The following is a 26,420-nucleotide window of genomic DNA, read 5'->3' as shown; positions in this document are numbered from 1 at the left end:
CTCACCACTGCAGGGTGAGGTTCAGATAAAAACCATGCAGAGTGAAGTTGCTGTTGGTCTGGCGGACGCTGGCGGTCGAGAGCGAACCGATCTGGACCGGCAGGACGTTGTGATTCGTCGCGTAGCCCGCGAATGGATCGGCGTAGACGGACGCCTGATAGCCGGCGTCGATGGAGAAGGAATTGCCGCCAGAAAAGATGTGTTCGAAACCGATTCCCAGTTTGGCATCAGCTGAATAGACCACCTGCGTAAAACCGCCGCTGGTCACCTGCTGCTGATTATAGGAGATTCCGAGCGCAGCCAGATCCTCGGCGACGGCGCCAAATACATATTGGGAAGGCTCGGTCCGTCCAACTAAGAGTGCCGCTCCGATCTGCCCGGTAAAACGCAGCCCCCCTTGAGTCTGGTACAGACTATCAACACCAAACCGCGGGCCAACGCCGGTAAACGTCGACGTGTTATCCAACGAGAGGATTAAGGGAACTGACGCGGGAAACACCGCCGCCGGTTCGGGTGGATCGCCGTAAAACGAAGATTCCACGGTTTCCTGCAAACGGGCAAAGCTCAACCCGGCAAATAACCTCAGGTCGAGCGAAGAACCAAAATCGACATGCTGTCCGAAATCGAGGTTCACCGCATCATAAGCATACTTGGCAATCCCCTCGGCTCTCCTCAGTTTATTCACCCCGTCGTTGTCTTCTAAATCAGCATACGTGTCCGCCGAACCCGGGCCGGTTTGTGAGAAGGGAGAAACCCATTGTGTTCCACTTAGAGCAGAGATCGCACTGTGATTGGACGTTCGCAAATGCTGCCAGTCGAGTTGAAAATCGCGGCCGGTGTTCTGATACGTGTAAGTCGATCCCACCTCAAAGCCGGGCTGATAGCTGGTTGTTACCGATTGAATTTCCCAATAGGGAGAAGCCAGCGGTTCCGGTGCACCCGGATTTTTGTATGTGGTCAGGACAGCATAACCGAGGTTGTTACTGCTCGGCTTCAGGAACAGAGCCCCGACGTCGATCTGCCAACCCGGTCTCAGATCGGGAACGCCGATCCTCAATGTAAGATCGAGATTCGCATCGGCGGGAACCCATTCAGTGGGAGCGGCTGATTCGAAAGGAATCTCGGCGGGTGCCTGGATTTCTTCCGTGATGACGGGAGCAGGAGGTGGCGGTGTTTCCATGGCTGGTGCTTCCCCTGCCCACACGAGATTCACTCGCGCAACCAGAAACAGCACCACGATGGCTACAATGTAACATTGCTTTAGAAACATCTTGCCCTATCCCTCTCGTCCCCCCTGTTTCATCCTTGGAGTCCACAATAAAGCAGCTTGCGTGGTGTCTCTCACATCCAGGATCGGCATTTCCTGGCACGAATAATCAGTACAATCCGCAAACTCAGCGAAATCCATGTAAATCATGAACTCGACTCAGTTAAACATTTGGGATCATCCAGGCAGTCACAAGCTCTGCATTACAATAACTTCACCATGCCAAGTGAACATAAATATGAACAATCTCATAACCCCTTTGAAAAGCAGCAAAATCCCCTTCTCATTTTTGAAATCCGTGTGATTCTTTTTCCCAAAAATAAAATTTTTGCTTCTCGTCAGACGATATTATGGATATCAGGATCTAATAGTTATATAATATGCAGCATAAAGACTTAAAGCCTTTGAAACTTCAGGTCTTTTCTACAAAGAGATAAGAGTCCCTCCCGTTAGCGAGCTGCTTCCATGTCGGCCGTTCGCTTGATTCCTTCCACAGACATGACGAAAGGCGACGATGATGACTCGTATGCTGATCTGTCTCGTTTCGGTATTGGCAATCGTTCTTTCTGGTAGCTCCTATTTAGAAGCTGCCCCCAAAGCCCAGAAAGACAACAAAGGTCTTGAGCTGTTCAAATCGAAGATTGAACCGGTTCTGGTCAAGCACTGCTACGAATGCCATTCCCGCAAAGGCGAAAGTGTGGAAGGGGGCCTCGAACTCGACTCCCCGGCCGGCATGATGCGGGGCGGCGATACCGGCCCGATGCTCAAGCCGCACGATCTCGAACATAGTTCGCTGATTCAAATGCTCAAACACGAAGGCGATGCTTCCGGAATGCCTCCCGAGCAGAAACTTCCCGCTGATATCATCGCCGCCTTTGAAGAGTGGATTCGTCTCGGCTGTCCCGACTCCCGCAAAGAGACCGGCCCCACTCTTAAAGAACAACGTTACCAGGCGGCACAAAAACACTGGGCCTTCGTGTCCCCCAAATCAGTCAAACCGCCTGCCGTCAAACAGACCAACTGGGCTCGCAATCCGGTTATCGATGGCTTCGTGCTCTCTGCCATGGAACAGCAGGGATTGAAGCCGGTTCAAGATGCCAATCGACTCACGCTGGTCCGCCGCGTCTATTTCGATCTCGTCGGCCTCCCCCCGACGCCCGCCGAAGTCGATGCGTTTCTGAATGACAAATCGCCGGACGCCCTCGCCAAACTCATTGACAAACTGCTCGCTTCCCCTCGCTTCGGCGAACTCTGGGGACGGCACTGGCTGGATGTCGTCCGTTTCGCCGAATCGAGCGGCATGGAATTTAACTTCACCTATCCGCACGCCTGGCCTTACCGCAACTATGTCATCGATGCCTTCAACCAGGATAAACCGTACAACATTTTTCTGCAGGAACAAATCGCTGGCGACCTGATACCGGCCCAACCCAATGAATCTCCGGAGATGATCCAAGCCCGCAAGATTGCCACCAGCATGCTGTCCTTCGGCCCCAAACGACACAATTCGCGCGGCACCGAATTCCGTATGGACATCGTCGACGATCAGATCAACACGGTCTGCCGCGCGACGATGGCGCTGACTGTCTCCTGTGCCCGTTGTCACGATCACAAGTTCGATCCGATTCCGACGGCCGACTACTACTCCCTCGCCGGCATCTTTTTAAGCACCGAGCCCCTGTATGGCACGATCAAGCAGAAATACAGCAACACTCCCACCGATCTGCTCCCCATCGGCAAAAATGCCCAGACTCTACACGCTGCCGCGGAAGCTTATGACAAACAGCTGCAGGAAACCGAAAAGCAACTGACGGCTCAAACCGACGCCCTCAAGAAAGCAAAAGACGCACAAAAACTGGCCGCCGCCGAACATAAAAAGTACGAACAACTGGTGGCCACCACGGTCGTGGATCCCGCAAAGCCAAATGCCGGCAACCAACCTTCGCAGGCAGATGTCGATCAGAAACAGGCGAAGTTAAACAAAGCCAACGATCTTGTTACCAGTCTGACCAGTGAAGTCGCCACGTTAAAAACAAAAGTGGCTGAGTTGAAAAAGAACGCACCTGCCCGACCGCATTACGCGATGAGCGCCCGCGATCGCAAGAAACCCGCAGACACGTATATCGCCGTCCGCGGCGACTTCCGCGAAAAGGGAGACGTGGTTCCCCGTGGTTTTCTGAGTGCAATCAAAATCGAAAATACTCCCTCAATTGCAGCCAGCCACAGCGGTCGCCTGGAACTCGCCCAGTGGATCACCAGCGAGCAAAACCCGATAACTGCCCGCGTAATGGTCAATCGGATCTGGCATCACCTGTTCGGTCGCGGCCTTGTTCCTTCTGTTGATAACTTCGGCGTGATCGGCAAACAGCCCACGCACCCCGAACTGCTCGACGCTCTCGCATTGCAATTCGTGCAGGAAGGCTGGTCGACGAAACAGATGATTCGCACGATCATGCTCAGCCGCGCTTATCAGTTAAGCAGCACTCCCAATCCCGCCAACATGGAAATTGATCCCGATAACCGTCTGCTCTGGCGAGCGTCACCCCGTCGCCTCGAAGCCGAAGCGATTCGTGATGCCATCCTGACCGTCAGCGGACAACTCGATTTCAATCGCCCCACAACTTCAACGGTGACCCCACTGGGCGATAAGCTGGCCCGCAGCATTCCCATGGAAAAGCTGCAGCCCCCCAGTAATCATCGCAGCGTCTATCTGCCGGTGGTTCGCGATTACGTTCCCGAACTGTTTGATCTGTTCGACTTCCCCTCACCCAGTCTGGTGAGTGGAAACCGGGCGGTCACCAACGTTCCCGCGCAGGCACTTTACCTGCGGAATTCCCAGTTCATCACCGATCAATCCCGACACGCGGCTCAGCGTCTATTAGCAGATAAACAGGCGGGCGACGACGCAGCCAAAGTAAAACTGGCGATGCGGTGGGCGCTGGCGCGAACACCGACGGCAGAGGAACAGGCTGGAGCCTTGCAACTGATTCAGCAGGTCCGTCAGTCTACTGATCCGAAAAAGAAAACCGCCGAAGTCGACGCCTGGGCCGCCTGGTTCCAGACATTGTATATGACTGCCGAATTCCGTTTTCTCGTTGATGCCCGATAACACACAATCCTGTCCGCAGGTCTTTCACACATACACAAAACAGGAGATCGCCTCCGATGAAACATGCAACCTCAGAAACAACAGTGTCGCGACGTCAATGGCTCAAGGCTGCCGCCGGTGGCCTGGGTGGACTTGCTCTGACCGGTCTCGCACCGCAAGCGAAAGCCGCCGGTCTGCTTTCCCCGAAAATCGCCCATTACACTCCCAAAGCGAAGCGGGTAATCTTCCTGTTCATTAACGGTGGCCCTTCACAGTTCGAGTCGTTCGACTATAAACCGGAACTCAAAGCCAATGGCGGCAAGAAAGGTGCCAAGAAGGGAAAACTGTTGGCGCCCCTGTATGACTTTGCTCAGCACGGCGAAAGCGGCATGTGGATCTCCGAAGCGTTCCCGCACCTCGCAAAACAGACCGACCAGATCTGCATGCTCAACGGGATGACCGGTCCCAGCCGCGCCCATCCCATCGCCATCCCCATGCTGCACACCGGCGAATTCAAATTCCAGCGTCCCTCCTTCGGCGCCTGGGTTCTCTACGGACTAGGAACCGAAAACCAGAATCTCCCCGGCTTCTTCACGATCAAACCGACACGCACCTTCGGGGGACCGGCCAATTATGGAAGTGCGTTTCTTCCCAGTACGTTCCAGGCCACGCGACTCGGCTGGTCCGGGCAGTCTATCAAGACGGCTGCCATCAGCAATCTGAAATCGCATCACGGCCTGGGAGCGAATCCCGAACAAACGGCTCTGGCACTTGCGCAAAAAATGAACCAGCAACTACTGGGACAGACCGCCGATGTTCGCGGCGTGATTGATTCACTCGACCTCAGCGAACAGATGCGCGACGCCGTGCCCGCGGTAATGGATCTGACCCGCGAAAGCAAAGCAACGCTGGACATGTACGGCATCAACGGCGGACCGTCTGACGATTTCGGTCGCCAGTGCCTGCTGGCCCGACGCCTGAGTGAATCGGGAGTCCGCTTTGTCGAAGTCAGTTCCACCGGCTGGGACCATCACAGCAACCTCGATAAATTTAAATCCAAGGCCGAGACGATCGACAAACCGATTGCTGCGCTGCTGGCCGATTTGAATCAACGGGGACTGCTTGACGAAACGCTGGTCCTGTGGAGTGGTGAATTCGGCCGCCAGCCCGAAACCCAGGTCCTCTCCGGCAAAGAGACACTGGGGCGCGACCACAACGCCTCCGGTTACACCGCCTGGCTTGCCGGCGGCGGCACTAAAGGGGGTTTAACGCACGGCACCACGGATGACCTCGGTTATAAAACCGTCGCGGGCGAAGTCCATCTGCACGATCTGCATGCGACCATGCTGCATCTGCTCGGTCTGGATCACAAGAAGCTCGTCTACCGCTTCGGCGGCCGCGACTTCCGCCTGACCAACATTTACGGCAACGTCGTCCACGACATCATTGCCTGACCGTTATTGTTCGAACCCCTCACCTAAATAATCTGCCAGAATACTTTTCCACTCCGGGCTGCCGTTCAAACGCAGAATCACACGGTTGATGGGTTCACGTAGCGGGCTCTCATTCGGTAACGCAATGGCATAGTTTTGCCGCTCAAACAAAACCGGCAGAACCTGGATTTCCTCCTCAAAGTGACGATTCGTTTCATAGCGCATGATGGGGGCATCGTACACGACGGCCTCCACCTGCCCTTTCTTTAACGCTTCCAAGGCGGCCCGGATGTCTGGATACTTCTTAAAGACGATCTGACGAGAGCGTAAATACTTTTCTGATGTCGAACTTTGGACGCTCGCAACTTTGACCCGCGACAAGTCAGCCGGCCCAACGATTCGCGATTTGAGTTGCGTCACCGTTAATGCCGAAGTGACCGCTGCAGTGAAACTGGCAATAATAAACAGTCCCACGAACATCCAGACAAAACCGATCAGTCTACCGGGAATCGTCTTCGGCACTTTATCGCCATACCCCACGGTCGTCAAAGTCACGGCCGCCCACCACAAACCGGAACAAATGCCGCGAATCACCCCCCCGCCAAAATGGTCTTTATTCTTTCTTCGCTCAAAAAGATAGACGGCGACACCACTCAGCAGCATGGCCGCGAACAGACCGGAAACAATCCTGAGAAACATGCTCGAAAAGACCACCGACATGACGCGCGACCATTCCCGGCTCTGTGGATGGGTTTTGACCGCAATTCCAAGTCCTGAGCTGCGGAACGGATGCGTGAAGTCCATTCGCTTTTCCCGATCATAGCTCACCGTAATCGCGGCTGCCGCCAGATCAACCTTGCCCTGTTCCACAGCTGTAAGCATTGCTTCAAGATCCATTTCGCGAAACTCGAATTGAATCTCCTGCTCAGAATCATTCTGTAACTCAGACTTCACCTCGCGCAGTAACTCAATCGTGATGCCAATCCACTCGCCATGCTCGCCCTTCATCGCAAACGGGGGAACTTCCCGAGTTGCGACAACATACTTCTTTATGGATTTCTCTGCTTGTGCGTAGCTAGAGGCCCCCATTCCACCGAGCAGAATCAGGACAGAGAGAAAAGTAAGGAAACCTCTCCTGAAAGGCTTCATGGAAAATAAATTCCACCGACGATTGCTATGATCCTGCATCTGTATCACACTCCAGTACCAAATCCTCAGGCACTTCATTGGCATTAAGGGATTGGAGAGATCTACAAGAACACAGAAAACCTGTCTCCAGTTTCGATCTCACGGGCTCAACGAGCATGATACAACAGAAAAGATCAGACAAACAATCATATTTTAGCTAATCGCCTCTGCCAGTCGATCGATTTGTTTTAAAATTTCCTCCGCCTCGGAAGTGAGTGTGGCAAAACTCTGGATATCCCCATTCCGCTGCGCATCGCGGGCCGCTTCCAGTTTCTGAGCGTACTGAAGTTCCAGTTTCTTCTTCGGGTCACGACGCAACCAGCCAAACATCTCGGGTCTCCCTGAAAAACATCAATTCAATGTCCACCAGAGGACTATAGTCGTCGCTCTCTGTTTGACAACCACACCTTTTTTCTCCTCATCAATTTCGTGCCAGGAGAAAAACAAAAGCAGCACCAGCTTGTTTTCAGTCTCCCAACCAGTCATGATGAAATGGATCTGAATCTCGTTACCCGCCTCTCAACAATGATCTGTTCAATAACGATTCAAAGTGCAAGGAAGCCCCGGGAGGAAGAGTCATTAACCCCAACACGCAATCTCCAATCGCATCCAAACTCCATCAGAAACTGAACCTGGCAGAGCTGCTGGCCATGGGGATCGGCGGTATGATCGGCGGCGGTATTTTTTCGGTTCTGGGGATGGCGGTGAATATCTCCGGACATGCCGCCCCATTGGCTTTTCTGATCGGCAGTTTTGTCGCTCTGGGAGCCGGTTACTCATATGTCAAACTGGCACTCGGCTTCCATAGCGACGGCGCCAGCTTTACCTATCTGGATCGTGCATTTCCCAAACACCCGAATATCGCCGGGATCGCAGGCTGGACGGTCATCGTAGGCTACATCGGCACGCTCGCACTGTATGCTTACACATTCGGTGTCTACGGAGCCCACCTGCTGGGTAGTGCCGGCTCTCCCACCGTTCGCATGGTGCTTTCTGCCGCGGTCCTCCTGTTTTTTATGTTGATCAATTTGCAGGGAGTCAAATCCAGCGGACAAACTGAGGTGATCATTGTCTTCTCGAAAGTCATTCTGCTGGGCCTGTTCGCGGTCGCGGGAATTTTCTCGATCAAACAGGACCATCTCTTCCCGGTCTTTGAGAAAGGCGTATCGTCGGTCTTCATTGCCGGTGCCATGATCTTTGTGGCCTTTGAAGGCTTTCAGTTGATCACCAACGCGGTCATGGAAACAGAAAATGCAGACCGGAACATCCCGCGTGGCATCTATGGTTCGATTCTGATCACGTCGCTGATTTATTTTGGTGTCGCAGTCGTCGCGGTCGGCAATCTGACACCGATCGAAATCAGGGCTTCGAAAGAATATACACTGGCGATTGCAGCCGAGCCGGCTTTAGGAACTGCCGGAGGAATCCTGGTCGACCTGGCAGCATTGCTGGCCACTTCATCCGCCATCAACGCCACCGCCTTCGGTGCATCGCGTATGATGGCCGAGATGGCCACTGAAAAACGAATGCCTCATCGTTTCTCATTTCGCAGTCGCACGGATGTCCCCTGGATCGCCATCGTCGCACTCACGGTTATTTCCGGTGCCTTCACACTCCTCGGCAGCCTGGAAACGATTACGCTCTTTTCCAGTATGACCTTTTTACTGATCTCGCTGGCGGTCTCCGTCGCCAATCTGAAGTTGCGTAAAATCACCAACAGCAACCTCTGGCTGATTCTGTTGGGAATGACCCTGATGCTAACAACCATCGGCCTGCTGGTACTGCATCTCTGGCAGGAAAATCACCAACTCTTCTTCTGGCTCGGCGGCGCGTTTGCTTTGATCGCCCTGGTGGAAATCGCATTCTGTGAGCGCGAGTGCCGAAATTCCTCGCACAAACAAAAGAAAAGTGAGTAACAAAGATTGCGATCTCATCCCGCAGGCCACTCCCCCCCTCTGGATGAGATACTCCCACAATAATTTTCGTGACTTTTGTGTTTTTCGTGGTAGAAAAAGGAAACATTGTGTTTCAATAGCTAGAATACTTGTCCCCCGTTGCTAACAGCTTTGCCAATCCCATTGTGAGAATAACAATGTTCAAATACTGCCTGTTGTACTTCACCTTTTGTCTGTACAGTCTCCCCGCAAACACATTCGCCGCGGAAGTCATCAATGCCGGCGTGGGTGGGAATCGCAGTTCGCAACTGCTAAAACGTCTCGATCGGGATGTACTCGCGAAAGATCCCAGTGTGGTCGTACTGATGGTCGGCACCAACGACCGCCTCAACTCGGGCGGCTTCATCGACATCAAAGACTACCAAAAAAATGTCAACACGTTGATTGACAAAATAGACGGAAGCGGCGCCAAGGTCCTCTTGATGACGCCCCCGCCCTGCATCCCGGAATTACTCTTCAGCCGCCATGATTCGAAAAAGTACGCCGATCAGTCCCCGAATGAACGAATGCAGGAAGTCCGCTCCGTTCTGCTTGACATTTCGAAAAAACGAAAGATCCCCCTCGTCGATTTCCATGACTACCTGATCGAGCACAACATCGCCGACAACAACAAAACCAGCGTCCTCCGCAACCCCGCCAACAGTGGCATCAAAGACGGCGTGCACCTGACGCCCGCCGGCTATCAACTCCTGTCAAAACTGGTGACAGAGAAACTGGCTTCCGAAAAACTGGATACCACAAAAATCATCTGCTTCGGCGACAGCCTGACAAAAGGTTCCGCCAAAGCAAACTACCCGGCTTATCTTGGAGAGATACTGGCGAAGCCGAAAAAATAAAGAGTCCGACTCGAAGCGGTTTTAAAACTCGCTCTCAAGTCAGCAAATGAATCGGTTTGTCACACATTAAAAAATATTGTGTCTGCCATCGGCGTTGGAGAGGGATTGGATCGGAGTAAACTGATCCATCATCGCAGTCTTCCGTAGGAAGAGTTCGCAAAACTAGATCCCGGGAACGTTGGTTTGAATCGGCTTAATCGCGCCGTGGATTTCAATCGGGGCGTCTATCTTGGGATCGTACAGATCGATGTGTGACGGACCACCAGGCAGATAGATATTGATGATTGCTTTACAATTTTTTGCTGGGTTGATCATACTTTTCATACGGTCACTGGGTAAAAACTCACAATACAGTAGTTCATGATTGATCTCGCCCCGGACTCCTGTTTATTTGTGGCGTTCGAATCAACTCACCGATCGACACCAATCACTCATTTAAGCGAGCCAGAATAACATCACGGAAGCAACATAGGGGTTGTGTCCCTCATATCCTGCTGAGATTATCCCTTTTAAGTCCAACAGATGATATGCTTCTGTCAGTTAGTTGCGAAACGAACATCTGGATTTAGGATTACCATGCTTATTGACGGTTCCTTAACATCCTGTCAGACCAGAATAGCCCCGTGAGCAGTGTCCAGAATACGACAGGTAAGGCGTTTCCTGTTATTATAGAGAGGGCTGTCGCCACTAAAGCAGTAGCCAGCACGATCAGAATAGGTGGCCATAATGAGCCGGGCTGAGGGGGATTTTCTCTTTCACTATCATTTTTCTTGTGATAGAATATGCGCATAGGGTGTTCCTCGCATTCATTGAAATAGCTGATGTGGGATGAAAAACATTAGTTAAGCGAGAGACACCTCCCCCCTCGGATGTTTGCCCATCCGGGGGTTTTTTTATTGCTCTCGAATGAAAAGCATTATCGCATAAAAATTCCATTCATTCAATAGGATCGTGTTGTTTTCAACAGTTGAAATGTTGTCGCTTCATCAGCTTCAACCCTGTTTTTTTCTAAAAAACTGTGATTACTTTGGCATCCACGCTAGTATTTCAAGACATTTCTAAACTTCATTCCAGTTCTATGAAAGTGGGAATTGCCCCAAAGAAATCGAGAAACACCCGCCAGAATACTTTTTATGAAATTGAGACCGGGAATCCTCGTTTGGATCGACTCAAAGGAACCACGAAATTCCAAGGTCGCTTCTGGTTTGGGATCGAATGTGTCCTGATGGGTCGGGCCGCTAGTGAATCAGATGAGAATAACCAAGCAATTGGATTGGGGTCAAAGATGTCCTGATGTCATGGTCCCCCATAGATCCAGACAGGCATGAAACTCAATCCACTCTTTTGATCGAAAAACTCAGCAGAATATCTTGATCGTAGATGATATGGGGTCGCTTTCTAACGAAAGCACATTCTCTCTAATACCAGGCACTCATTAGAGAAACGATGGTTTGAGACAGATCCCAAGAGCAAAAATGAATCTGGTTCAGCAACACTACCCAGTTGCGAACGCTCAGCTATACCATAACACGTTTAATACAATGAACTTAAATCAACTCGCGCAGCGGTTCAATTCCCTGATCCACCAGATACTGCGGCGTGCCGCTGGTATCGAAGATGCGGGTGCCGTTCAGGTCCAGACCGATCTGATGGTACAGCGTCGCAAAGACTTCCTGGAACTTGACTGGCCTGTCGATCGCATACTCTCCTTTGCGGTTCGTCTTGCCGATCACCTGGCCCGTGTTCATTCCGCCGCCTGCAAGCATCGCACACGAAACCTTCGGCCAGTGGTCACGGCTGTTATTCTGATTGATCTTCGGCGTCCGTCCGAATTCGCCCCAGACCACAACGGAAACATCTTTATCGAGGCCCCGTTCGTGCAGGTCGGTCACCAGTGCCGACAAGCCCTGATCGAGAAGTGGAAACTCTTCACGCGACTTGGGAAAATTCATGCCGTCCGGGCCATGCCAGTCCCAGCGACTATAGTTGAGTGATACAAACCGTGCCCCCGCTTCGACCAGACGTCGCGCCAGACAGAAGTTCTCAATCATCCGCGGCGCACCGTCGCGCTGGAAGGTTTCGTCGCTCTTGCCGTAGCGAGCGAGAATCTCTGGATCTTCTTTCGATAGATCCAATGCATCCGCCAGTTGCGGCGTGGTCAGAATATTCATCGCCTGCTGCGAATACACGTCCATACTTTCCATTAAGCCCGACGTGTCAGCTTCGCGACGGAATGTATCGAAGGCCTTCTGCAGCTTCACCCGATCGCGCAACCGTTCGAGGGTGATCCCCTGCAAAACCATGTTTTCCGGTGAACTGCGGGCTTTGCGTCCCACCAGATTAAATGGCGCATGCTGCACGCCCAGAAAGCCACCTGTGCCGGGTTGGCCCCAGGTGCCGTTCCCTGTTTTATACATCAGCGCCACATTCGAGGGGACCGCCGCGTTGACGGGGCCCTGCAGATTCGAAACAAAGGCTCCTGCTGCCGGCCAGCCTCCGGGGGGTTGACGACTGCCGAATTTGCGCCCGGTCATACACTGATAGGCATCATGCCTGCCGTCGGCGTCGGAGAGCGAACGCACCGGAACGAACTTGTCCATCATTGCCGCCATCCGCGGGAACAGTTCACAGATCTGAATCCCGGGCACGTTGGTTTGAATGGCGTTGAACTCGCCGCGAATTTCCGTCGGCGCTTCCGGCTTGGGATCCCACAGATCAATGTGTGACGGCCCGCCGGGCATGTAGATATTGATGATCGCTTTGTGATTGCTGCCGGTCTGGCTTTCTTTTTCAGCTCGTAATGTGCCTGGTAATGAAATTCCCCCCAGAGCCATGCCCCCGATTTTCAGGAAGCTGCGGCGGGAAACGCCATCACAAAATTGACCGCGCTTCGCAGTCGGTTTTCCAAGAATCGTCAGCATAGTATCTATTCCTTCGGCACCATGAATCCGAGCACCTTTCAATCAACATAAACACGCGTTGATATGATACCGGAGATTGATTTTGAAAGCAAATGCAATTGAACAGGTAGATACAGGAATTCTGGAAAGCACTGAATCCCCTGATCTATTCTTTGTTTCGATGCGATGTGCAATGTACGTGAGACAGTTTAAATTTTCGTGCTTTTCTTGTCTTTCGTAGTAGAAAACAGCATGTTCCAGAAACCCGGAACATCGCCACCAGCTCACGTTCAAAAAAGCGGGAGTATATTTTTAGGGGGAAATCCCCTGAAAACAGGCCATACAAAGACTTTCCAGGAAATCAGGCTTGGCAAAGGTACTTCGCAAGGGTATACTTTTCTCCAGACGTTGGGCAATTTTTTTAGAAGCCTCGTCAAAATGGTCGGAACCAAGCGAGTAGCGCGATCTCAGAGTAGGATCCGTTTTCTGACCAGAAAGGGTCTTTTTGCAGAGTTGGATTCTCTTGTAACCCTTTCTACTTGTGCGGCGTGTTTGCTGCACACTTATGCTGCCAGTCATCGGTTGTGTGAACCGCTGTCGAAAGCACCGCGTCGTTGTGGACGCACTGAATTCTGTGATTTTCTTGTTTATCCAGAGTTCCCACAGAAGCGACGTTTGCTTTTGGCCATGCCGGTCCAACCTGCTACGCCTGAGTGAATCCCTGAAGAGTCGGCAAAACTTTGCCTGCTTGCGCAATACTTGAACTACTGCGCTGTTGCTAACAGGCGGAATCCAATACCACACCGTGGTGGATCTCCCGCACACGAAATAAAAACAAACCAACCCGCGGCTGACAGGCTCAAAGAAGGCACTCCTTCTCCATTGATTCAGTGAAATCAACATACTGACAGCCCAACCTTTGAAACACTCCGACAAGGAAATCCATTGAATACTTTTCAAGAACTCGAATTAATTGCGCCAGTCCAACGTGCACTGGCCGAAGAAAACTACAAAACACCAACCCCCATTCAGGCAAAGACCATTCCCGCTGCACTCCAGGGAAACGACATTCTCGGCTGTGCGCAAACCGGAACCGGAAAAACAGCTGCACTGGCACTGCCGATTCTAAATCGCCTGGGGAAAAACAGCCGCAAAGCGCCCCCGAATCGACCGTTTGCTCTCGTATTGGCTCCCACGCGAGAACTGGCAATTCAGATTGGCGAAAGCTTCGAGACATACGGCCGGCATCTCCGTTTGCGTCATGTTCTCGTTTATGGAGGCGTCAGCCAGGGGAATCAGGTACGAGCATTGAATCGAGGCGCCCATGTACTGATCGCGACTCCGGGACGTTTGCTCGATCTCATGAACCAGGGGCACATCAATCTCGAACACCTGGAAACGTTCGTGCTGGACGAAGCCGACCGCATGCTCGACATGGGCTTCCTTCCCGACCTCAAACGGATCATCAGCCAACTGCCGGCGAAACGACAGTCTCTATTCTTTTCAGCAACACTGGCACCTAAGATCACCGAACTGGCGCAAAGCCTGCTGAAGAATCCGGTCAGTGTTAACGTAACGCCTAAGACCACCAGCGTCAAAAAGATCAAGCAGCAGTTGATGCATGTGGAATACAACAAAAAACAGCCGCTACTGCAGAAAATTCTGGAGAGCGACGGTGTCGAGCGGGCGCTGGTGTTTATCCGAACCAAACGGACGGCCAACATGCTGGCCCAGCGGCTGATGCGCGCCGGCTTCAAAGCCACCGCCATCCATGGTAATAAATCTCAAAATGCCCGGCAGCAGGCGTTAGAAGCATTCCGCAGTAAAAAGGTGCAGGTGCTTGTCGCGACCGACGTCGCCGCCCGGGGAATTGACATTGAAGGCATCACGCATGTGATCAACTTCGACCTTCCCGTGGAAGCCGAATCCTATGTGCATCGCATTGGCCGAACCGGACGCGCCGGTGCAGAGGGCATTGCCATTTCGTTCTGCAGCGGCAACGAACGGAATGAGCTGCGATCCATTGAAAAATTGATTGGCCATAAAATTCCGGTCTCAGCCGAACATCGACAATCCGACGTGCGGCCCGTTAAAGCCGATTTGGAACCCCGCACCCGCAAAGGTGCTCCGAGACAAAGAGTCGGTGCCAAAGGCGCTCGCCCAGAGCGACGTACACGACGCCGTTCCGCATCCTCAGCCACTGCTAAACCAAAGCAGGGACAGAAACAAACCAAGTGGCGGCACCTCAAGCCAAATGCAAAACAGACCAGCTAAAGCTGATTCTGAATCAATCAAACCAAACTCTACTCAAGGAGAGAGACTATCGCAAAAAATCAAAACACCTTTGCCAAACGTCAACGAGAAGCAGACAAAAAGGCAAAAGCGGAAGCCAAGCGAGTTCGTCGCCAAAAGCTGAAGTCAGGTGAGATCGTGATTAACCCCCACATTGCACATGAGAACGATTCGGAGCCGACTCAGCAGTCGGATGATTCGATCTGATTGTGAATGTCGCATCATAAATCAAAAGCACCGAAAGCCATTCGACCTTCGGTGCTTTTTTACGTACTCTCTTTGTGTTTACCGCTTAGAATTCGCCCAGAACTTCGCCGTCGTTTTTATCTCCCAGATGCTGGAATGTCGGACGGTCAATATTAGATGAGATAAAGCGAACCGCGCCATCGCCGAGCAGTGCATGCACGCCCCCGATATGATAACTGCGGGCAAAATTATATTTGACGCCCGTGTTCACAACGCAAGGCGCATTCGGCCAGGTCGTCGATTTACACGAGTAGTTCTGATCGGGCACAGGCGTATTTGGCACCTCCCGTGTCGTGAACGTCATCTCCCCATGCGCCCCGCCAATCCCATAGCAGCCGGGACAACCCCAATACGTTGTTGTTGCCGCATTTCCGCGAATCACAATCTCGGAGACCATAATCGTATTCGAAGAACCGTCTCGCATATCACGCATCAGGGCTTTCGAATTCTCCGAAAAAACACCATTTAAGTTTTTACCGTTCGTCGTTGCTTCATTCCCGGCACAGCCAATATAGCTCCCTTGAGATCGTCCGGCTGCATCGGCATTACCCGGGGTTGAAGGATCTGACGGACACAGATAAACCGGAACAACGGCTTTATAAACTTCCGGGTTTGAGACAATATGCACGTGCGTCGCCGGATCCTCGGTATATTTCTGATACAGGGGTGCCTGATCGACGAATGGCAAGATTTGATGTGCCCAGGTGTCGCGCCAGTGATACGTTAAATAAGGTGCTGACGAACTATAATTTCCCGGCTGGACTTCCATATGCCCGTAAGGCAGCGTGCGGTGTGTGTCGAGATAATTATGTAACGCCACTCCAATCTGTTTCAAATTGTTTTTACACGTGGACCGCCGGGCCGCTTCTCGTGCCTGCTGGACGGCGGGCAACAACAGTGCAATCAAAATCGTGATAATGGCAATCACGACCAATAACTCAATCAGGGTAAAACCTCGCTTACGAGACGTAGACATACCGACTCCTGTCACTTTTTGTTTTCAACTCGGGAAGGAAAAATTGGGAGCAAGCAAATCTGCCTGGCAGGATGTTTTGGGAAAAACAAAGGCAGGGTGGGCGCTTCAATCAATTACTTACTGGTGCTTAGTATTTCTGATCCAGTGGGGCGATGACAACAGGGAACGAACGCTTCATGAAAATCTTTATTGAATATTTTGTACACATGCCGTTTTAACAAGAACCGTAACGCCAAACAAAACACATCGGTTTTTAACCAGTTCTTAGCGTTTGAGTTCAGTGACACGCAGACAGCAGTCAACCGGACAGACATCGTGGCTGGCCCCCATCTCTCCCAGCGCAGGCTGCTCGTCGGTTCCACTGATGCGCTCTTCGATCAGTTCACGGATCATCGTGATAAACCGGGGATGCACACCCACGGTTTTCGCGCGCAGCACGTTGATCCCCAATTCCTTCCCGACATCCTTCGCTTCGGTATCCAGATCAAACAGGACTTCCATGTGGTCCGATACAAAACCGATGGGAACGATCACGATGTCATCAATATCTCCCTGCGCTCCCAGTTCTTTGATGAAGTCACAGATATCAGGCTCTAACCAGGGCTGGTGTGGCGGACCACTTCGGCTCTGATACACCAGATGCGAGGGATGCTCCCCCAATCGCTCACTAACGAGCCTCGCTGCTTCTTTCAACTGCACTTCATACTTACACCCCGCAGCCATCGCCAGCGGAATACTATGCGCGGAATACAAGATTGTTGCCTTGTCGCGCCGGTCCTCTGGAATCTGCTGCAGCACTTCTTCCGTCCGCTCGACCGTCGCTTCGATAAACCCGGGATGGTTGAAAAACATTCGCAATTTCTCAACTTCAGGCGCCCCTTCCCCAACCTGCTCCTGCGCCCGTTGAATATCTTCCCGATACTGGCGACAGCCCGAATACGAACTGAAGGCAGATGTAAAAAAAGCCAATGCCCGTTTCACTCCCGCCTGTTTCATTTCATCCAGTGTATCCGCAAGGAGGGGCGCCCAGTTTCGGTTGCCCCAATAAATGGGGAGATGTGGACCATGTGCAGCCAGTTCCTGTTCCAGTGCGGCAATCAACGCCCGGTTCTGCGAATTGATCGGACTCACGCCCCCAAATTGCTGATAATGTTCGGAGACTTCCAGCATCCGTTCGCGCGGCACATTTTTCCCACGCAGTACATTTTCCAGAAACGGGATCACGTCATCGGGGCCTTCTGGCCCACCAAAGGAGACAACTAAAATCGCATCATAAGCATCGTTCATCAAAGATTTTCTTTCCTGGCGACATTCATCTGGCTGGGGTTCTCTGTTCAATCCTGATAACGACTGGGACAGTCGAAAAGCCGTTGATTGGTTTCAACATGTTAATTTGTAGTCAGCAGATCACAAATTGCCACTCCAAACTCCAAAATAATCAAAATACCTGATCAGCTAAGTATTTAACACGCTCATAGACTATGTGAATGTTCAATGAAAACAGAAATTTCCCCGGCTTTGAAATTGGACTTCCCATGTTGCTTTTTCGAAACATCGCCGCATAAATCACAAGAGCAGAATTCATATTCGTCCGGTTTTAATGATTATAGATTAATGAAACGATACGACTTCGCTCGAACCAGAATTCTCAACAGATTTTACCGATCCAAATCAACGCTAATAGATATATATACTCGTCACGCGGTGAGTTCAGCGCGACACTGGACTAATTTAAGATAGCGGCTCCATCCTAATTTCAGGCATACCCACGATGAATCCCCCCAGTGCTTTAGTAACTCCGGAAGCACCCGTTTTACCCCTGGAGACTGTGCCAGCGGGCACAGGTACTACCCGCTTTTACTATATGGACTCCCTGCGTTCTATTCTGATGATGCTGGGAGTCGTCTTGCACGGCGCACTCATCTATTCCGCTGGTGACCACTGGATTGTGTCCGACTCGCACAAGTCCGAATTTTTTAACATTCTCGGCTCCGTCATCCATGCCTTTCGTATGCCCACCTTCTTTATCATTGCCGGCTTCTTCTCGATGATGAGTCTCAAAAAATACGGTGTCGGCACATTTGCAAAGATCCGCCTGACGCGCATCCTGGTCCCCTTGTGTGCGACGGCACTGACCATTAACACGATTGAGCTCTATTTCAGAACCACCGTCATTCAACAACAGCCGATGTCCTTTATGCACTTTGTAGTCTATGAACTCCCGCAAAAATGGATCTCCGGCGCCTGGGTCTCACATCTCTGGTTCCTGCTGACACTGCTCCAGTTCTTCGCTGTCGGCATCGCACTCTTTGCCATCAGCAGTAAAGTTACGGAAACCGGCAGACTCAACCGCGTTCTCGCTCCGTTTCGAAAAAACTGCTACTTCCTGCTGTTACTTCCGTTCTCTGATCTCGCCTGGAGCATCATCGACAAACTGGATCCCTCGCTCTCTCATGGATCACATTTTTCCGGACTGTTTAACGTTGAGGATTTTATCCTCTTCCTCCCCTACTTTCTTGTCGGCCTCTGGCTCTATCGTGACAAGGTACTCCAGCAACAGTTTCACTCGATCGCCCGCTGGGAATGGTACGCCCTGGCACTCTCACTTGTGGTTCAATATGTCGAGTCAAATGCTCACGGCTTGAACCCGGAAAGTGTATTACGCATTTATTCAGCCAGCCTGATCTGCACTCTCTCCAGTCACATCTGTTATGTCCTGTTTTATAAGTTCATGAACCGGAATTCTCAGTTCTTCCGCTATCTTTCCGACGCCTCGTATTCGATCTACCTATTTCACCATCTCTGTGTGATTGTGTTCGGCTATCTCCTGCTGAATGTCAGTATCGCCATCGGCTACAAGTTTCTCGCCGTCGAAATTGCCACAATCTCCCTGACACTGGCCATCCACCATTTCCTGATCCTCCGCTTCAGACCGTTGCGTTTCCTGTTTAACGGAAAATAAAGTCTGGTCGCTCTCATTACAGATTCCCCCTGTCCCTCCTCACTCCGATTGTCTAAAATAAAACCAGTTGCTATTAATTCTGACTGGATTCTAATTTTCTGACAGATCTGATTTGGGAAAAGGGTGTCATGACGTTCTCTCATTTACCGCTGCTGGTTCTCATTGGCTTTTCACTCACCACTCTGCTGACCCTGATGAGCGGCTGTGAGAAATCGCTCTCACCGGAAGACCGCCCCGTGGCTGTCGCCGACGAACAGCCCCAGCAAGAGCAAACGGCACTCCTGGAACAGACTGACTCAAAGTCCTCCCCCGCGGCCCAGGAAGAGATGGGCCTCGAAGTCGTCACTCTCGGCTCTGGCTGCTTCTGGTGCACCGAAGCGGTCTTCCGCGAACTGAAAGGCGTCAAGTCGGCCGTCTCCGGTTATTCTGGGGGCCAGGTTCCCAATCCGACCTACAAAGCGGTCTGCAACGGCACCACAGGCCACGCCGAAGTGATTCAGGTCACCTTCGATCCCAAAGTAATTCCCTTCACCGATATCCTCAAAGCCTTCTGGGAAACACACGACCCGACTACGTTAAATCGCCAGGGAGCCGACGTCGGCACACAGTACCGCTCCGCCATCTTCTATCATAATGAAAAACAGAAAGCAGAAGCGACCGCCTACAAAAAACAGCTCGATGCCTCAGGCCAGTTCAAAAACCCGATCGTCACCGAGATCACGGCTTTCGAGAAATTTTATCCCGCCGAAAATTATCACCAGGACTATTTCAAGCTCAATCCCGGCAATCAGTACTGCCAGTACGTCATCCGCCCCAAACTGGAAAAGTTCCGCAGTAAATTCGCCGACAAGTTGAAAAAAGAGGAAAGCACAGAGAAATAGTCGATCAGATTTTCTGCAGCGAACTTAATGTCGCGAAGCAGAAAATGAGGAGTGCCCGGAATCCTGTTTCTCATTTTCAAGATCGTGCATAAATCGATCACGACACCAGTCTGCGATACGACTGCTCGTCTGCAATACCTTTGCCATTTTCGAAACCTGTGAATAATGCACGTAACGATAACTGGACTCCACTGAGGTATACCAGTATTTCTTCGCATCGAGAGACCCGGGGCCAATGTCTAACAGTTGATCCCCAATCTCCATGCTGTTGCGAATCATTCGCCCCATGAGTAATCGCCCCAGCCCCTTATTGGAAACAGCAGGATCAAATCCCATCCGCAGCGAGTAAACGCGGCCCTGATAGATATAGTTATAATTGAAGGCAGCCGGCTTGCCAGACAGATAGAGTAAATTTAAATCGACGGCTCCAAACCGTGCCGCGCTTTCATGTGTATCACGAAAAAATTGAGCCACCTTCTCATGCGTCAAAGTAGTACCGGTTGTCGAATTTCCTTGCCAGCTTTGGCGCGCAATCGCTTCGCAAATCTCATATAGATCCCTACGTGGATCGCCGTCTCCGTATTCTTCGCCCCGAGGACGATACCGCATGAATTCAATCTCGCCTTCTTTCGCAACCCGCTTTTCCGCACGTAAATACGTCTGACGCGCTTTCCCCGATCGACCAGCGAGATAAGTGTCCCAGTCTTGATTAAGATCAACATAGGCGGTTTGATCCCACTCAAATTTTTTGCAGGAAAGGTTTGACGCATCCATCGCGCGCTCTGTTGCACCCGCATCAAATCCATCTGTGTCCACACACCGCAAATCGATCAGATCCCAGTCTTGCTGAGACGCCTGAATCAAATCCAGTGCCACTTTCAGAGTCGTCTCGGGATCAGCAGAAACCGGCCCATAGTAACTCCCCCAATCATCAAACGGGTAAGTCAGAATGCTACACGATCCTAACTTCGTCTTGATCCGTCTCACGCATAAAGGCACAATTCCTGTGACTTCATTCGCATCGCGAACCACAAAGACACGCAGGTACTGTTTCTCATGAAAATGTTGCCAGTAAATCGCTAACCAATCCAGAGACTGAAAAAAACTTCCTCCGGGAGTCACTGACAATAACCGATTCCAGTCATTGCGATATGACTCCAGATCTTTGATTTCATTTACTTCGATGATGTCCACTTTGGGCCTCGTCGTCTTTTCTTAAATTGATTCGTAAATCGGCTCTCAGAATTCAAACTGCCAGTGTGATCGTACGATTTCATTACGCATTATTAGTAGCATAGATTTCCTGAACGGCATGCCATCAGAAAAGCGCGAAAAAGCAGCGGTGTCACAGCACATTGTCCCGATCAATCGGGTTATGCCACTTATTCAGTCCACTGTCTGCTCAGGTGCATCAATGACGTGTTTCTTGTAACGCGCGTTGCGGCACATCACTCGTTTCACTCTCCTCGCTTGAGGAAAACCGATTTCGAAACCAGCCTGCTACCTGATGACTCAACTTCAGGACCTGCCCTACCGGCGAGGTTGTAGCATAATTCACATAGCGGTAGCCCTTCTCAACGGAGGTGTACCAGTACTTCTTGGCATCCTGCGCGCCGCAGCCCATGTCTAACAGTAGATCGCCCCGATCCATGCTGTCATGGATCATGCGGCCCAGCAACAAACGTCCTAATCCATTTCGCGACACTTGTGCGTCAAAGCCCATCTTCAGACCGTCCAATCGACCGTTGTGATAATAATTGAAACTGAAGGCAGCCGGTCTTCCCGAAAGAGAGATCAGATTGAGGTCCATCGCGCCCGCACGGACTGCGCTCTCATAGGAATCTCGAAAGAACCCGGCCACTTTTTCATGTGTCAGCGTCGTACCGTCTGTGGAAGCAGCCTGCCAGCTGTTGCCCGCGACCTGGAGACACTGCTCATATAAATCCCAGCGGGGATCTGCATCACCATATGCCTCACCTTTTGGCCGATAACGTAAAAACTCGATTTCGCCATCTTCCGCCACTTTTCGCTCGGCTCGCAGGTAGGTCTGACGGGCCTTGCGCGGTCGCGTCGCGAGATAATTCTCCCACGTCTGATCCAGATTGATGTACATCGTCTCATTCCAAGGGAAAATTTCAAACGGCATCTGCAACGACTGGAAAGCCCGCTCCGTAGCACCGCCGTCAAAATGGTCGCGGTCCACACACCGCAGATCAATCAGATCCCAGTCACGCCGGGACTGTAATACGTCATCCAGGACCGTGGTCAGAGTGGCTTCGGGATCGGCTGAAATCGGACCATAGACGCTCCCCCAGTCATCAAACGGAAAAGTCAGAATGGAACACGGACCAAATTTCGTAGTAATCCGTCTCACGCACAACGGCACCACACCTGTGATTTCATCCGCATTGCGAACCACAAAGACACGCAGGTATTGTTTCTCAGAAAAATGGCGCCAGTAAACTTCTAACCAGTCCGGAGACTGAAAAAAACTTCCTCCGGGACTGACCGCTAATAACCGATTCCAGTCAGCTCGATAGTCTTTCAGCTCATCAATATTATTCAATTCGATTACGTTCGACATTCGCTTCTCGTTCTTCTATTTTTCTCGTAGAAATCAGGACCAATTGACGTCCGAAAAATCCTGAAATCATCCCGAAAACCGCTATAAACCTGTTAGTGAATCTTAGTTTAAGCATCCGAATGAACCGCTATTAAAACCGGAGAGAGGGCTACCAACTAAAAACTCAGTCTGATTTTTTGGGTTTTGACGTTTATACATATCACGAGATGCACGCCAAAATCGTAAGATCAGTCTCGCAGGACACACCAGTTTTGTATAACCTGCATCTATGAAGTTCTGCGACTCTCGTATTCCCGATACCAATCCAGACAGTAAGGAGACTGACCAACATGAGATACGTATTACTCTTCACTATCCTGATCGCCGGTTGCGCCGATAAAGCGGCTGAAAAAGCTGCGGAAAAAGAAGTCAAGCAGGCCGAAGCCGATTCCGCCGTTGAACTCGGCGAAGCCTCCGCCGTCGACCTGAGCACAACAGATCTCCCCGTCCCGGAAAACATGAAAGTCAACTCTGCAGCGCTGGAAACAATCAAAGCTAAGCTGGAATGCGAAAAGTGTGGCCTCGAACGAATGGAAAGCCCCGCAGACGCAAAAACCATCCGCTACAATGTCGACTGTGACGAAATCAAATACATCGTCACCTACGACCCCGAAAAAAACGAAGTACTGGAATCGAAGCCGGTGGAGAAAGAGTAAGGCTGGAATTGAAGATAAGCTGCATGGAGCTCGCCGCATAGTGCACTGCCGTGAGAATTTTATTTCGATTTCAAATCTTCTTGAGCCCGTCTTAACCAGCGATTGATCGATCAAGGATTCCGGGAAGCTTTGATTTCGGTGCCTGTCCTGCGTTTGACGAGTTTCGCAGGCCAGTTTTAACAATCGTTTACCAGTTAAACTGAAAATGAACTCGAAGTAACTGTCATGGGAGAAGTCCCTTTAGCTCATATCGATCCACTTGTTTGCCTTGAGCGTGCCAGATCTGGTTAGGCACGCTCGGCAGAAAATCAAACCCTTCCAGATGCATTTTCGTTTCCTGGATCGGCCAAACGCGGGTTGGATGGTTCACAGCGTCTGTCAGTTCGTCAGGAATGTCAAATTCAAACAAACCGTCCATACTTCCGAATGTGTGAATCGTATAGAGCTTGTTGCCGACGACCCGCACACCTTGTGAAAAATGCATCTCTTTAGGGTAGCGGAACGTGCCCACGCGAACCAGCTTGTCTCCGGATATTTTGTAACGGTGAATGCCCAGGTCCCGCAGATCGCCAACCCAGAGAAATTTGCCGTCAAAACAGACCGGATCGATCCAGGTTAATTCGTCAGAGATGTCCCATGTTTTCACGATCGACAAATCACTGGTACGAATCTTAGCGATCACGCCGCGATCGAGTTTCTTGTCGTACTTCCCTTTCGACGGTCCGTGCAATAACCCGGCCCAAAGGTGGCCGTCGTGATAATCGATCGCTCCCACATGATTGACACCCTCAATCTGAATTTGCTTTTCTTCCAGCAGCTTCCAGTTCTTGTCATAACGACAAATAGAGTGGCTGTTCGAGGAGAAGTAATGTTGATCGGTCAGCGCCATTCCCTGCGAGACGGCTCCTTGCTCGATAGGCCGTTGTTCAAGTAACTTTGCTTCCTGTTTGACAACGGTCGATTCTGCTGCGAGCACTGAAGCGCACAACACCAATGCGATCGGAATCACTCGTAGATAGAATCCAACGGTATGCATGAACGAACTCCTTTAGTAACGCCGTGAATGAAGATCTTCAAACTGTACCAGAATGTAGAAGACAGAAAAAGTACCAACGGCATCTGTAAAAGGAGCACTGGTCTATAACACCTCAGTCGAACATCCTAACGAGCAAGTTTATGGAGCCGGAGCATGTTCAAAATCAGGGCTGCAAAATTCAATGTAGCGCTGGACCACTTTTTCAAGGAACGGAACCCGATCGATGACCCAGACCAGCGGGCCGTAAACGGCAGTAAGCAGAGGCACATACTGGAGAGGTGTGCCTTGCGGCGTCTGGAGGGAGCCGACAACCGGACCAATGCTCAACACATAAGCAACCAGAAAAAACAGTATTATATAGCCAAGTAACCGACTCAATTTGAAGCGTTTTTCATCTGACATTTGATCAACCCCGGAACGATAGAAACCTACTCAATATAGTTTAATCCGTTGAATTCAAAAAGGAATCACGAATCCGAAACGGGGTTGCTATAGCAAAGAGACCTGCCCTGAAAGACCCATCAATGCGTATGACATAACAATGAAATCGATTGTCCCTGTTATAGAGATTCTCACCTTTACTCACCCTGCAATAGCAGTGAAACCCCCTACGTTTTCAGTAATTTACCTCACCCATGTTGCAAGTACGCAACCTATACTTTGTTATTCCGTACAAAGAACGTTCTCAATATTCCTGAGAACAAGCAGATGCCAGACGAGCGATACAAACGCATTCCGAAGTGGGAAACTATTTTTCCTGATTCGAGGTTGGAAGTAGATAAACGTAATCATGACAGAACTCGAACAAAAAAGTAATACCGCTGAACCTGCGAACGATATGCACGCCAACTTATTTTCCGGTTTGATGCAGCAAGTCACACAAGGGGCAACGCTGGATAGCGTATTGAATTCGGTTTACGAGAATTTCAACTCGATTTTGCCATTTAATCGCATCGGATGCGCTTTGATCGATGAATCAGGAGAACGAGTCGTCGCACGCTGGTGCCGTTCCGAGACGAAAGTCATCCTCGGCAAAAATTTTAGTGCCCCACTCAAAGGGTCTTCACTTCAATTTGTGTTGGAACAAAGACGCCCCAGAATTCTGAATGACCTTGAAGAGTATCTGCAAAAACACCCCCACTCCGTCTCAACGCGTTTGATTGTGAATGAAGGAATTCGGTCTTCTTTCACATTTCCACTGACGGTCGAAGGGCACGGGATTGGGTTCCTGTTCTTTTCGAGCACCGAAACGAATGCCTATTCTAAAACGCACCTGGCATTGTTCAAAGAAATCGCAGGTTTGCTGTCGCTGGTCATTCTGATTGCATCACAGCGGAAACAAACCACCACATCAGATCGCGAATACATCGTTCTGCTAAATAAACTGGTCAGCTCTGCCAGTCCCCGCTCAGCACATGTCATTCAGTTAGTAAGTCAGTTAGCGCCAGGGCTGAGTCCCCAGCACATCACACACTATGAATCTGCGGCAACACTGATAGAAACCCGTGATTTTATTTCCGCAAATGATGATCGGGAACACGAAGCCATCGCAGCAATCATAAATCAGATCCCCGAATTAGAGACCGTTTCCACAATTATCGAGCGATTCGATAACGAGAGTGACCTGCTGTCGCTCCAGATAGACAGTATTCAAAACGAGCCGCTTTCCCTTGCCGCAAACCTGATCAGAACAGTGCAGGAATACAAAAAACTCGAACACGCCCATTCATCAAACCATTTACCCTTCGAGCACTTGCGCAGGCAAGAGGAAGTCTTTGCTCCTTTTATTGTCGATGAACTGGAGCGAGTCATCATCGCATCGAACGGTGAAACAACCCAGCAAGTCACGATTAAAGAGCTGGTTGACGGCATGATATTCAAAGAACATGTCGTCGCATCCGATGGTGCGATTCTTGTTTCCTCTCACCACATCGTAAACAGGCACATCAGACAACGCCTGGAGAATTATGGGAATAGTGGTATGCGAGTCATGGAACCGTTACTGGTAACATGCTCACCAGAAACTGCAACTTAGAAAAGCTGCGTGGCCCCCAGCGAGACCGCCGAATACACTGTGCTAC

General features: G+C 50.9%; 20 protein-coding genes. 9 read left to right on the top strand and 11 right to left on the bottom strand.

All coding sequences use genetic code 11. The annotated features are described in order from the left end of the window. Position 1: 1 nt before the first annotated feature. Positions 2 to 1,270 (bottom strand): Lpg1974 family pore-forming outer membrane protein, encoded by a 1,269-nt coding sequence (locus tag Enr17x_RS07070; protein ID WP_145307250.1) that lies wholly within the window; start codon positions 1,268 to 1,270, stop codon positions 2 to 4. 511 nt (positions 1,271 to 1,781) lie between these two features. Between Enr17x_RS07070 and Enr17x_RS07065 the strand changes: the two genes are divergently transcribed. Next, positions 1,782 to 4,376: a DUF1553 domain-containing protein gene (locus Enr17x_RS07065; RefSeq protein WP_145307248.1), complete on the top strand. Its 2,595-nt coding sequence runs from the start codon at positions 1,782 to 1,784 to the stop codon at positions 4,374 to 4,376. A gap of 56 nt (positions 4,377 to 4,432) precedes the next feature. Beyond that, complete coding sequence (locus Enr17x_RS07060) at positions 4,433 to 5,809, top strand: DUF1501 domain-containing protein (protein ID WP_145307245.1); 1,377 nt, start codon at positions 4,433 to 4,435, stop codon at positions 5,807 to 5,809. Positions 5,810 to 5,812: 3 nt separating this feature from the next. On the opposite strand, the gene Enr17x_RS07055 is transcribed toward Enr17x_RS07060, so the two are convergent. Both Enr17x_RS07055 and Enr17x_RS07050 read right to left on the bottom strand, forming a co-directional pair. After that, positions 5,813 to 6,937, bottom strand: coding sequence for a transporter substrate-binding domain-containing protein (locus Enr17x_RS07055; protein ID WP_198001001.1), 1,125 nt, complete (start codon positions 6,935 to 6,937; stop codon positions 5,813 to 5,815). 192 nt (positions 6,938 to 7,129) lie between these two features. Then, the gene (locus Enr17x_RS07050; RefSeq protein WP_145307240.1) at positions 7,130 to 7,306 is read right to left on the bottom strand and encodes a DUF6435 family protein; all 177 of its coding nucleotides are present in this window, start codon (positions 7,304 to 7,306) and stop codon (positions 7,130 to 7,132) included. 200 nt (positions 7,307 to 7,506) lie between these two features. Between Enr17x_RS07050 and Enr17x_RS07045 the strand changes: the two genes are divergently transcribed. Next, the gene (locus tag Enr17x_RS07045) at positions 7,507 to 8,892 is read left to right on the top strand and encodes an APC family permease (RefSeq protein ID WP_315853067.1); all 1,386 of its coding nucleotides are present in this window, start codon (positions 7,507 to 7,509) and stop codon (positions 8,890 to 8,892) included. A 176-nt stretch (positions 8,893 to 9,068) separates the two neighbouring features. After that, positions 9,069 to 9,767 (top strand): SGNH/GDSL hydrolase family protein, encoded by a 699-nt coding sequence (locus Enr17x_RS07040; protein ID WP_145307235.1) that lies wholly within the window; start codon positions 9,069 to 9,071, stop codon positions 9,765 to 9,767. Between the two features lie 162 nt (positions 9,768 to 9,929). Here the strand turns inward: Enr17x_RS07040 and Enr17x_RS07035 are convergent, their stop codons facing one another. After that, positions 9,930 to 10,082, bottom strand: coding sequence for a DUF1501 domain-containing protein (locus Enr17x_RS07035; protein WP_198001000.1), 153 nt, complete (start codon positions 10,080 to 10,082; stop codon positions 9,930 to 9,932). Positions 10,083 to 11,314: 1,232 nt separating this feature from the next. Then, positions 11,315 to 12,688: a DUF1501 domain-containing protein gene (locus Enr17x_RS07030; protein ID WP_145307229.1), complete on the bottom strand. Its 1,374-nt coding sequence runs from the start codon at positions 12,686 to 12,688 to the stop codon at positions 11,315 to 11,317. 924 nt (positions 12,689 to 13,612) lie between these two features. Here Enr17x_RS07030 and Enr17x_RS07025 point away from each other — a divergent pair. Beyond that, positions 13,613 to 14,941, top strand: coding sequence for a DEAD/DEAH box helicase (locus Enr17x_RS07025; RefSeq protein ID WP_145307226.1), 1,329 nt, complete (start codon positions 13,613 to 13,615; stop codon positions 14,939 to 14,941). Between the two features lie 310 nt (positions 14,942 to 15,251). Here the strand turns inward: Enr17x_RS07025 and Enr17x_RS07020 are convergent, their stop codons facing one another. Next, the gene (locus Enr17x_RS07020; RefSeq protein WP_145307223.1) at positions 15,252 to 16,181 is read right to left on the bottom strand and encodes a DUF1559 domain-containing protein; all 930 of its coding nucleotides are present in this window, start codon (positions 16,179 to 16,181) and stop codon (positions 15,252 to 15,254) included. Positions 16,182 to 16,445: 264 nt separating this feature from the next. After that, positions 16,446 to 17,468, bottom strand: a complete 1,023-nt coding sequence (locus Enr17x_RS07015; protein ID WP_145307222.1) for a ferrochelatase — start codon at positions 17,466 to 17,468, stop codon at positions 16,446 to 16,448. Between the two features lie 484 nt (positions 17,469 to 17,952). Between Enr17x_RS07015 and Enr17x_RS07010 the strand changes: the two genes are divergently transcribed. Next, complete coding sequence (locus Enr17x_RS07010; RefSeq protein WP_145307219.1) at positions 17,953 to 19,143, top strand: acyltransferase family protein; 1,191 nt, start codon at positions 17,953 to 17,955, stop codon at positions 19,141 to 19,143. 128 nt (positions 19,144 to 19,271) lie between these two features. Further along, positions 19,272 to 20,024, top strand: coding sequence for a peptide-methionine (S)-S-oxide reductase MsrA (gene msrA / locus Enr17x_RS07005; protein ID WP_145307216.1), 753 nt, complete (start codon positions 19,272 to 19,274; stop codon positions 20,022 to 20,024). Positions 20,025 to 20,048: 24 nt separating this feature from the next. On the opposite strand, the gene Enr17x_RS07000 is transcribed toward msrA, so the two are convergent. Both Enr17x_RS07000 and Enr17x_RS06995 read right to left on the bottom strand, forming a co-directional pair. Further along, a complete protein-coding gene (locus Enr17x_RS07000; RefSeq protein ID WP_145307213.1) occupies positions 20,049 to 21,218 on the bottom strand; it encodes a GNAT family N-acetyltransferase in 1,170 nt (389 codons plus the stop codon). A gap of 217 nt (positions 21,219 to 21,435) precedes the next feature. Further along, positions 21,436 to 22,608 carry a GNAT family N-acetyltransferase gene (locus tag Enr17x_RS06995; RefSeq protein ID WP_145307211.1) on the bottom strand — a complete coding sequence of 391 codons (1,173 nt, stop codon included), beginning with the start codon at positions 22,606 to 22,608 and terminating at the stop codon, positions 21,436 to 21,438. Between the two features lie 329 nt (positions 22,609 to 22,937). On the opposite strand from Enr17x_RS06995, the gene Enr17x_RS06990 reads away from it, so the two are divergent. Next, complete coding sequence (locus tag Enr17x_RS06990; RefSeq protein ID WP_145307209.1) at positions 22,938 to 23,303, top strand: hypothetical protein; 366 nt, start codon at positions 22,938 to 22,940, stop codon at positions 23,301 to 23,303. Positions 23,304 to 23,526: 223 nt separating this feature from the next. Here the strand turns inward: Enr17x_RS06990 and Enr17x_RS06985 are convergent, their stop codons facing one another. Then, positions 23,527 to 24,339 (bottom strand): hypothetical protein, encoded by an 813-nt coding sequence (locus Enr17x_RS06985; RefSeq protein WP_145307206.1) that lies wholly within the window; start codon positions 24,337 to 24,339, stop codon positions 23,527 to 23,529. A gap of 138 nt (positions 24,340 to 24,477) precedes the next feature. Continuing rightward, on the bottom strand, positions 24,478 to 24,741 hold the full coding sequence (locus tag Enr17x_RS06980) for a hypothetical protein (protein ID WP_145307204.1): 264 nt from the start codon (positions 24,739 to 24,741) through the stop codon (positions 24,478 to 24,480). A 388-nt stretch (positions 24,742 to 25,129) separates the two neighbouring features. On the opposite strand from Enr17x_RS06980, the gene Enr17x_RS06975 reads away from it, so the two are divergent. Continuing rightward, positions 25,130 to 26,374 (top strand): GAF domain-containing protein, encoded by a 1,245-nt coding sequence (locus tag Enr17x_RS06975; RefSeq protein WP_145307201.1) that lies wholly within the window; start codon positions 25,130 to 25,132, stop codon positions 26,372 to 26,374. Positions 26,375 to 26,420 lie beyond the last annotated feature (46 nt).

The organism is Gimesia fumaroli (assembly GCF_007754425.1).
Lineage (GTDB): Bacteria > Planctomycetota > Planctomycetia > Planctomycetales > Planctomycetaceae > Gimesia > Gimesia fumaroli.
Note: the sequence above shows the minus strand (reverse complement) of the source record. Positions and strands in the feature narration are given on the sequence as shown.

What these genes read in the sequence shown, in the direction of transcription:
- Enr17x_RS07065 (WP_145307248.1), top strand. Translation starts at nt 1,782, where the DNA reads ATGATGACTCGTATGCTGATCTGTCTCGTTTCGGTATTGGCAATCGTT.
- Enr17x_RS07030 (WP_145307229.1), bottom strand. Translation starts at nt 12,688, where the DNA reads ATGCTGACGATTCTTGGAAAACCGACTGCGAAGCGCGGTCAATTTTGT.
- Enr17x_RS06990 (WP_145307209.1), top strand. Translation starts at nt 22,938, where the DNA reads ATGAGATACGTATTACTCTTCACTATCCTGATCGCCGGTTGCGCCGAT.
- Enr17x_RS07040 (WP_145307235.1), top strand. Translation starts at nt 9,069, where the DNA reads ATGTTCAAATACTGCCTGTTGTACTTCACCTTTTGTCTGTACAGTCTC.
- msrA (WP_145307216.1), top strand. Translation starts at nt 19,272, where the DNA reads ATGACGTTCTCTCATTTACCGCTGCTGGTTCTCATTGGCTTTTCACTC.
- Enr17x_RS07015 (WP_145307222.1), bottom strand. Translation starts at nt 17,468, where the DNA reads ATGAACGATGCTTATGATGCGATTTTAGTTGTCTCCTTTGGTGGGCCA.
- Enr17x_RS06985 (WP_145307206.1), bottom strand. Translation starts at nt 24,339, where the DNA reads ATGCATACCGTTGGATTCTATCTACGAGTGATTCCGATCGCATTGGTG.
- Enr17x_RS07050 (WP_145307240.1), bottom strand. Translation starts at nt 7,306, where the DNA reads ATGTTTGGCTGGTTGCGTCGTGACCCGAAGAAGAAACTGGAACTTCAG.
- Enr17x_RS07035 (WP_198001000.1), bottom strand. Translation starts at nt 10,082, where the DNA reads ATGATCAACCCAGCAAAAAATTGTAAAGCAATCATCAATATCTATCTG.
- Enr17x_RS07070 (WP_145307250.1), bottom strand. Translation starts at nt 1,270, where the DNA reads ATGTTTCTAAAGCAATGTTACATTGTAGCCATCGTGGTGCTGTTTCTG.
- Enr17x_RS07020 (WP_145307223.1), bottom strand. Translation starts at nt 16,181, where the DNA reads ATGTCTACGTCTCGTAAGCGAGGTTTTACCCTGATTGAGTTATTGGTC.
- Enr17x_RS06995 (WP_145307211.1), bottom strand. Translation starts at nt 22,608, where the DNA reads ATGTCGAACGTAATCGAATTGAATAATATTGATGAGCTGAAAGACTAT.
- Enr17x_RS07010 (WP_145307219.1), top strand. Translation starts at nt 17,953, where the DNA reads ATGAATCCCCCCAGTGCTTTAGTAACTCCGGAAGCACCCGTTTTACCC.
- Enr17x_RS06980 (WP_145307204.1), bottom strand. Translation starts at nt 24,741, where the DNA reads ATGTCAGATGAAAAACGCTTCAAATTGAGTCGGTTACTTGGCTATATA.
- Enr17x_RS07060 (WP_145307245.1), top strand. Translation starts at nt 4,433, where the DNA reads ATGAAACATGCAACCTCAGAAACAACAGTGTCGCGACGTCAATGGCTC.
- Enr17x_RS07055 (WP_198001001.1), bottom strand. Translation starts at nt 6,937, where the DNA reads ATGAAGCCTTTCAGGAGAGGTTTCCTTACTTTTCTCTCTGTCCTGATT.
- Enr17x_RS06975 (WP_145307201.1), top strand. Translation starts at nt 25,130, where the DNA reads ATGACAGAACTCGAACAAAAAAGTAATACCGCTGAACCTGCGAACGAT.